A 6,146-nucleotide genomic window follows, 5' to 3' on the forward strand; every position below is an offset into this window, starting at 1 on the left:
GGCGGGCTTCAAAGCCGCAACTCCACCACCTGGGACTCGGTCGAGAAGCCGTCGCGACGCAGCAGCGTCGCGCGGCGCTGGCCGCCGTCGAGTACCTCCATCTGGCTCACGTCGATCTCGCAGATCGCATCGAACCGCACCACCGACGCCTGGGTCACCTTCCGGCACCTGGCGGCCTCGGTGCCGGGTCGACCCCGGATCTGGACCTCCGCCCGCCGGCTGTTGACGTGCAACCTGACCGTGCCCTGGCCGCCGGCCACGTCGGGGCGGCCCCAGCTGGCCAGCAAGGGCCGCAGCGCCAGCGTCCCTTCGGCCGACACCAGACGGACGGCGATGGCCAGCTCGTCCACGGGCACCTCGGCGGGGCGCTGGCTGCGGCGGTCTTCCGGCAACAGGTTCAAGGTGACCCACCCGGTCTCCGCGGAACCCAGGAACAGCCCGGAGCCGTGAAAGCGCCCGTCGGGCGTATCGATCTCGACGCGCAGCTGTCCGCCCTGGACGCGCTCGGACAGCAGCACGTTGAGTTGCCGGCCCGGGGCGCCACCGGCCAGACTCACGCCGACGACCATCGCGCCGCCGACCGGGCGCTTCGGATTCACGACCTCGCGATAGCCGTGGCCGGGCACCTCGGTGAACTGCGCGCGTGCCGGCTGCCAGGCGCACAGGCCGCACAGCAGCACACCGATCAGCCACTCCGACCGCCGCCCGCCGCATCGGCCCGCCTGCAAGCCCATCGTGTCTCCCCCGCTCTCGTACGCCGATCGTAGCGGGGCGCGGTGCGGCTTTCAACGCGGCGACAATCCACCGGTCCGAACCACCACCTCCCGGTGCCGTCCCGTTGAAACTCGCCAGCCGCCTCGCATCGATCGAGCCGTTCTACGTCATGGAGTGCGCCAAGGCCGCGGCGCGCATCGGCGCCGGCCCGGCCTGCGATCCGGCGCGCGGCGGCGAGCCGATGATCTACCTCAACATCGGCGAACCCGACTTCACGGCGCCCCCGCCGGTGCTGGAAGCCGCACAGCGCTGCCTGGCCGAAGGCCGCACGCAGTACACCCAGGCCACCGGCCTGCCGGCGCTGCGGGAGGCGCTCAGCCGCTGGTACGCGCAACGCTTCGGCCTCGACGTCGCGCACGAGCGCATCGTCGTGACGGCCGGCGCCTCGGCCGCCCTGCAGCTGGCCTGCACCGCGCTGTTCGAGGCCGGCGACGAGGTGCTGATGCCGGATCCGAGCTATCCCTGCAACCGTCACTTCGTCGCGGCGACCGACGCCCGCGCCGTGCTGCTGCCCTGCGGGCCGGCGCAGCGCTACCAGCTCGATGCCGCCGCGGTGGAACGCGCCTGGAGTCCGCACACGCGCGGCGTCCTGCTGGCCTCGCCGTCCAACCCCACCGGCACCTCCATCGCGCACGACGAGCTGGGCCGCATCGTGCAGGCGGTGCGGGCGCGCGGCGGCGTCACGCTGATCGACGAGATCTATCTCGGCCTGAGCTACGACGAGGCCTTTGGCCACAGCGCGCTGGCCCATGGCGAGGACGTGATCTCGATCAACAGCTTCTCCAAGTACTTCAGCATGACCGGCTGGCGACTGGGCTGGCTGGTGCTGCCGCCCGGGCTGGTCGGCCCGATCGAGAAACTGGCGCAGAACCTCTTCATCTGCCCGTCCAGCGTGGCGCAGCATGCGGCGCTGGCCTGCTTCGAGCCCGAGTCGATCGCCGAGTACGAGCGCCGGCGTGCCGCCTTCAAGGCACGCCGCGACTACATCGTGCCGGCGCTCGAGGCGCTGGGCCTGCCGGTGCCGGTCGCGCCCGACGGCGCCTTCTACGCCTGGGCCGACTGCTCGGCCCATGCCGCCAGCAGCTGGGACTTCGCCTTCGGGCTGATGGAGTCGGCCCACGTCGCGCTGACCCCCGGCCGGGACTTCGGCCGGGCCGACGCCGAGCACATGCTGCGCCTGTCCTACGCCAGCAGCCTGCCGGAGCTGGAGGCAGCTGTCACACGACTGAAACGCGTGCTGGCGTGAGCATCTGCACACTCCCCGGGCCGATCGTGACACGCCGTTACCACGGGAGCCGGTGCCCCGTGTCGGGCTTGGTTGAGGCCCCCCATGGCATGGTCTAAGCTCGCCCGCGTGGAAAGCGCTCCCTCCCAGGCCCTGCCGCCCGGCTCGTTGCAGCAGGCGATCGACAACGCCGAGATCGAAGACACCGTCCTGATGTCCGATCTGGGCGACCTGCCGGCCGATCCCAATCCGGTTGGCATGCCCACCATCGGCCAGATCGGCCGCTATGCGCTCAAGTACCGCATCGGCGACGGCGGCCTCGGCACGGTCTACGCGGCCGACGACCCACTGCTGTCGCGGCGCGTCGCGATCAAGACGCTGAGCCTGCAGCCCGCCGGCATGCGCACGCCGCTCGAGACCGACGCGCGCGAGCCCTTCAACGCGATGTTCCTGCACGAGGCGCGCGCCGCGGCGCACCTGAGCCACCCGCACATCGTCACGGTGTTCGATGCCGGCCTCAGCCCGCAGGGCGCCTACATCGCGATGGAGCTGCTCAAGGGCAAGGACCTGCGACAGCTGATGGCCGAGGGCTGGCGTCCGGGCATCGGCCAGGCGGTGCTGATCATGCGCCGCGTCGCCGACGCGCTGGCCTATGCGCACAGCAAGGGTGTCGTGCACCGCGACATCAAGCCGGCCAATATCTTCATGACCGGCCGCACCCAGCCCAAGGTGCTGGACTTCGGCATCGCCAGCGTCGCCCACGCGCGCGAGAACTCCGGCGCCAGCGGCGGCTCGCCCCATTACATGGCGCCCGAGCAGGTGAAGCTCGAGCCCACCGATCGCCGCACCGACGTGTTCTCGGTCGGCGTGGTGCTCTACGAACTGCTGTGCGGGCACCGCGCCTTCGAGGGCGACAGCCTGGGCGCGATCACCAGCGCGGTGTGCGAGTTCAATCCGCCGCGCGCCGACGAGGTCCTGGCCAGCGTGCCCGCCGAGCTGGCGGACATCACGGCACGCGCCATGTCCAAGCTGCCCGACGACCGGCCGCGCTCGGCGCGTGCGCTGTCGCGCGAGCTGCACGAATGGCTGGAGGCTCACCCCGAGGCACTGCAGTCGGGCGAGGACGACACGCCCGCCGTGGCGCGGCGCTGGCCGCGAGCCGCGCTCGGCGTGCTGGGCCTGTGCGGCGTCGGCCTGATCGGCTTCGGCCTGTGGCAGAACCTCGTGCCGCGCGCCTCGTCGGACGGCCAGATCGCCGCGGCGGCACCGGTCGTGGCGCCCGCGGCCTCGGTCGCCGCGGTGGTCGCACCGCCGCCCGTCGAGCCGGTCGCCTCGGCAGCGCCCGCAGCGCCCGCAGCGGGCGTGGTGGCCGAGCCGGCCCCTGCCGCGGCGGCACCGGCCGTGGCCGCCAGCGGCGTGCTGCAGCTCGCCGTCAGCCCCTGGGCCGAGATCGAGGTCGACGGCAGCGCACGCGGCATCACGCCGCCGCTGAACCGCCTGACCCTGCCGGCGGGCTCGCACACCATCACGCTGCGCAACAGCGGCTTCGCGCCCTACACCACGACCGTGGTGGTCGAGGCCGACACGCCGGTCGTCGTGCGGCACCGCTTCAAATGAGCATGCACACCGACCAGCGGCTGCGCCGCCGTCTCACCGCGCTCGGCGCGCTGCTGCTGGCCGCAGGCTGCGCGCAGCTCGCGCCGCCCCCTCCTCCTGCGCCACCGCCCCCCCCGCCGCCGCCCGAGCCGCCGCCCCCCCCTCCACCGCCGCCACCGCCGGTCAGCGTCGTCGAGTTGAGCTCGCGCGCCGCCGAGCAGGCCCTGCTGGCCGGCCTGCGTGCCTACGACGACGGCCAGTACAAGCTGGCCGAGCAGAAGCTCGATGCTGCGCTGAAGGCCGGCCTCAGCGCGCCGAAGGACGTGGCCGCGGCCCACAAGACGCTCGCCTTCATCTACTGCACCAGCAAGCGCACGAAGCAGTGCGAAGCCGCCTTCGTCGCGGCGCGCGAGGCCGATCCGGCCTTCGTGCTCGGCAAGGCCGAGGCCGGCCACCCGCTGTGGGGTCCGGTCTACCGGCGCACGCTGCGCAAGCGCTGATGCCCGCAGCGCTTGTGCCCGGGCGCGCCGACGCCGACTTCGGCTTTGCGCTGCGCGTCTACTGGGAAGACACCGACGCCGGCGGCATCGTCTTCTATGCGAACTACCTCAAGTTCTTCGAGCGCGCGCGCACCGAATGGCTGCGCTCGCTCGGCGTCGAGCAGGAGAAGCTCAAGCAGGACGAGGGCACGATCTTCGTGGTGAGCTCGACCGCGGTACGCTACCTGCGTCCGGCGCGGCTGGACGACTGGCTGCACGTCACGGTGATCGCGCAGGACCGGCGCCAGGCCAGCCTGACGGTCAGCCAGCAATGCTGGCGCGACGACACGCTGCTGGCCGAAGGCACGATCCGCATCGGCTGCGTGGACTGCGGAACCTTCCGCCCACGCCGCATTCCGATCTCCATCCTCGATCGCATCGCATGAACTCACAAGATCTTTCCATCGTCCAGCTGCTGCTGCACGCGAGCCTCGTCGTGCAGCTGGTCGTCGCGGCCCTGCTGATCGTCTCGCTGGCCAGCTGGACCGTGATCTTCGGCAAGATCTTCGGCCTGAAGCGCATCCGCTCGCTCAACGAAGGCTTCGAGCGCGAGTTCTGGTCCGGCCAGAACCTGCAGGACCTGTATGCCGACGCCTCCAAGAAGGCCGATCGCGCCGGCCCGATGACGCGCATCTTCGCGTCGGGCATGCGCGAGTTCCTGAAGCTGCGCGAGAAGCGCGTCGCCGATGCCGGCGCGCTGCTCGACGGCGCGCGCCGCGCCATGCGCGCCAGCTTCCAGCGCGAGCTCGACACGGTCGAGTCGCACCTGAGCTTCCTCGCCTCGGTCGGGTCGGTCTCGCCCTACGTCGGCCTGTTCGGCACGGTGTGGGGAATCATGCATGCCTTCGTCGGCCTGTCGAACATCCAGCAGGTGACGCTGGCGACCGTGGCCCCGGGCATCGCCGAGGCGCTGGTCGCCACCGCGATCGGCCTGTTCGCCGCGATCCCGGCGGTGCTGGCCTACAACCGTTTCGCGCGCGACATCGACCGCATCGCGATCCAGATGGAGACCTTCATCGAGGAGTTCTCCAACATCCTCCAGCGCAACATCGGGCAGCCTGCCGGAGCTCATTGAAATGAAGAAGCCCCCACGCTCACTTCGTTCACTGCCCCCCGAGGGGGCGCGTCAGCCCCTTCGGACGGCCGGGCGGGACTGACATGGCCCAGCTCGCACTCCGCCACGGCTCGCGCCGCCGCACGATCAACGAGATCAACATGGTCCCGTTCATCGACGTCATGCTGGTGCTGCTGATCATCTTCATGGTCAGCGCGCCGCTGATCTCGACCAGCGTCATCGACCTGCCCAGCGTCGGCCAGGCCAAGCGCCAGCCCGACAAGGTCATCGAGGTCGTCGTCGGCAGCGACGAGCAGCTGCGGCTGCGCGTCGACGGCAAGGACCAGCCGCGCATCGGCCTGAAGGACCTGGCCGCGCGCGTCGGCACGCTGCAGGGCGGCAGCGCCAACACGCCGGTGATCATCGCCGCCGACCGCAACGTCAAGTACGAGCAGGTCGTGAAGGTGATGGACACGCTGCAGAAGGCCGGCGTGCAGCGCGTCGGGCTGGCCGTCAAGGCGACGGGGACCTGATGCCGATGCCCGTCGGAGCACGCCAGCGGGCCGAGCGCCGGGCCGCTCCCAAGCCGGCCCGCATCCCCGCGGGGGATCGGTGGGCGTACTCGACCACCGAGGGGTCGTCATGAACGCGGCGACGCTGGACGATCTGAGGCCGCGCACGCCGGGCGGGCTGTCGCGCGCGGCGCTGCTGGCGATCGGTGCGCACGTCCTGCTGGTGCTGGCGCTGAGTCTGGGCGTCAGCTGGCGCAGCAACGATCCGCCGGGCGTCGAAGCCGAGCTGTGGGCCGCGGTGCCGCAGGTGGCCGCGCCGCGCGCCGTCGAGCCCGAGCCCACACCACCCCAGCCCACGCCGAAGCCTGCGCCCAGGCCCGAGCCCACGCCCAAGGCCGCGCCGCCTCCGCCGCCACCCCACCGCCACGCCGAGACCGCGCGCGAGA

7 protein-coding genes and 1 pseudogene (1 of these 8 cut by a window edge) are annotated in these 6,146 nt (G+C 71.8%); 7 read left to right on the forward strand and 1 reads right to left on the reverse strand.

The genetic code is table 11. The features are described from left to right. Positions 1 to 8: 8 nt before the first annotated feature. Positions 9 to 734: a hypothetical protein gene (locus QZV97_RS00400; RefSeq protein WP_295636528.1), complete on the reverse strand. Its 726-nt coding sequence runs from the start codon at positions 732 to 734 to the stop codon at positions 9 to 11. 104 nt (positions 735 to 838) lie between these two features. On the opposite strand from QZV97_RS00400, the gene QZV97_RS00405 reads away from it, so the two are divergent. The 7 genes and pseudogenes from QZV97_RS00405 to tolA all read left to right on the forward strand — a co-directional run. Beyond that, a complete protein-coding gene (locus tag QZV97_RS00405; protein ID WP_295636530.1) occupies positions 839 to 2,020 on the forward strand; it encodes a pyridoxal phosphate-dependent aminotransferase in 1,182 nt (393 codons plus the stop codon). A gap of 108 nt (positions 2,021 to 2,128) precedes the next feature. After that, entirely contained in the window at positions 2,129 to 3,616 is a 1,488-nt protein-coding gene (locus QZV97_RS00410; RefSeq protein ID WP_295636533.1) for a serine/threonine-protein kinase, read from the forward strand. Continuing rightward, entirely contained in the window at positions 3,613 to 4,095 is a 483-nt protein-coding gene (locus QZV97_RS00415; RefSeq protein ID WP_295636538.1) for a TssQ family T6SS-associated lipoprotein, read from the forward strand. Before QZV97_RS00410 ends, QZV97_RS00415 begins: the two co-directional genes overlap by 4 nt. Next, the gene (gene ybgC / locus QZV97_RS00420) at positions 4,095 to 4,520 is read left to right on the forward strand and encodes a tol-pal system-associated acyl-CoA thioesterase (protein WP_295636541.1); all 426 of its coding nucleotides are present in this window, start codon (positions 4,095 to 4,097) and stop codon (positions 4,518 to 4,520) included. Before QZV97_RS00415 ends, ybgC begins: the two co-directional genes overlap by 1 nt. Then, positions 4,517 to 5,209, forward strand: a complete 693-nt coding sequence (tolQ, locus tag QZV97_RS00425) for a protein TolQ (protein WP_295636544.1) — start codon at positions 4,517 to 4,519, stop codon at positions 5,207 to 5,209. The genes ybgC and tolQ overlap by 4 nt, the downstream gene beginning before the upstream one ends. An 83-nt stretch (positions 5,210 to 5,292) precedes the next feature. After that, on the forward strand, positions 5,293 to 5,721 hold the full coding sequence (locus QZV97_RS00430; RefSeq protein ID WP_295636548.1) for an ExbD/TolR family protein: 429 nt from the start codon (positions 5,293 to 5,295) through the stop codon (positions 5,719 to 5,721). 109 nt (positions 5,722 to 5,830) lie between these two features. Next, positions 5,831 to 6,146, forward strand: a pseudogene (tolA, locus tag QZV97_RS00435) (cell envelope integrity protein TolA) (it continues 479 nt past the right edge of the window).

The organism is uncultured Methylibium sp. (genome assembly GCF_902826655.1).
Classification (GTDB): domain Bacteria; phylum Pseudomonadota; class Gammaproteobacteria; order Burkholderiales; family Burkholderiaceae_C; genus Methylibium.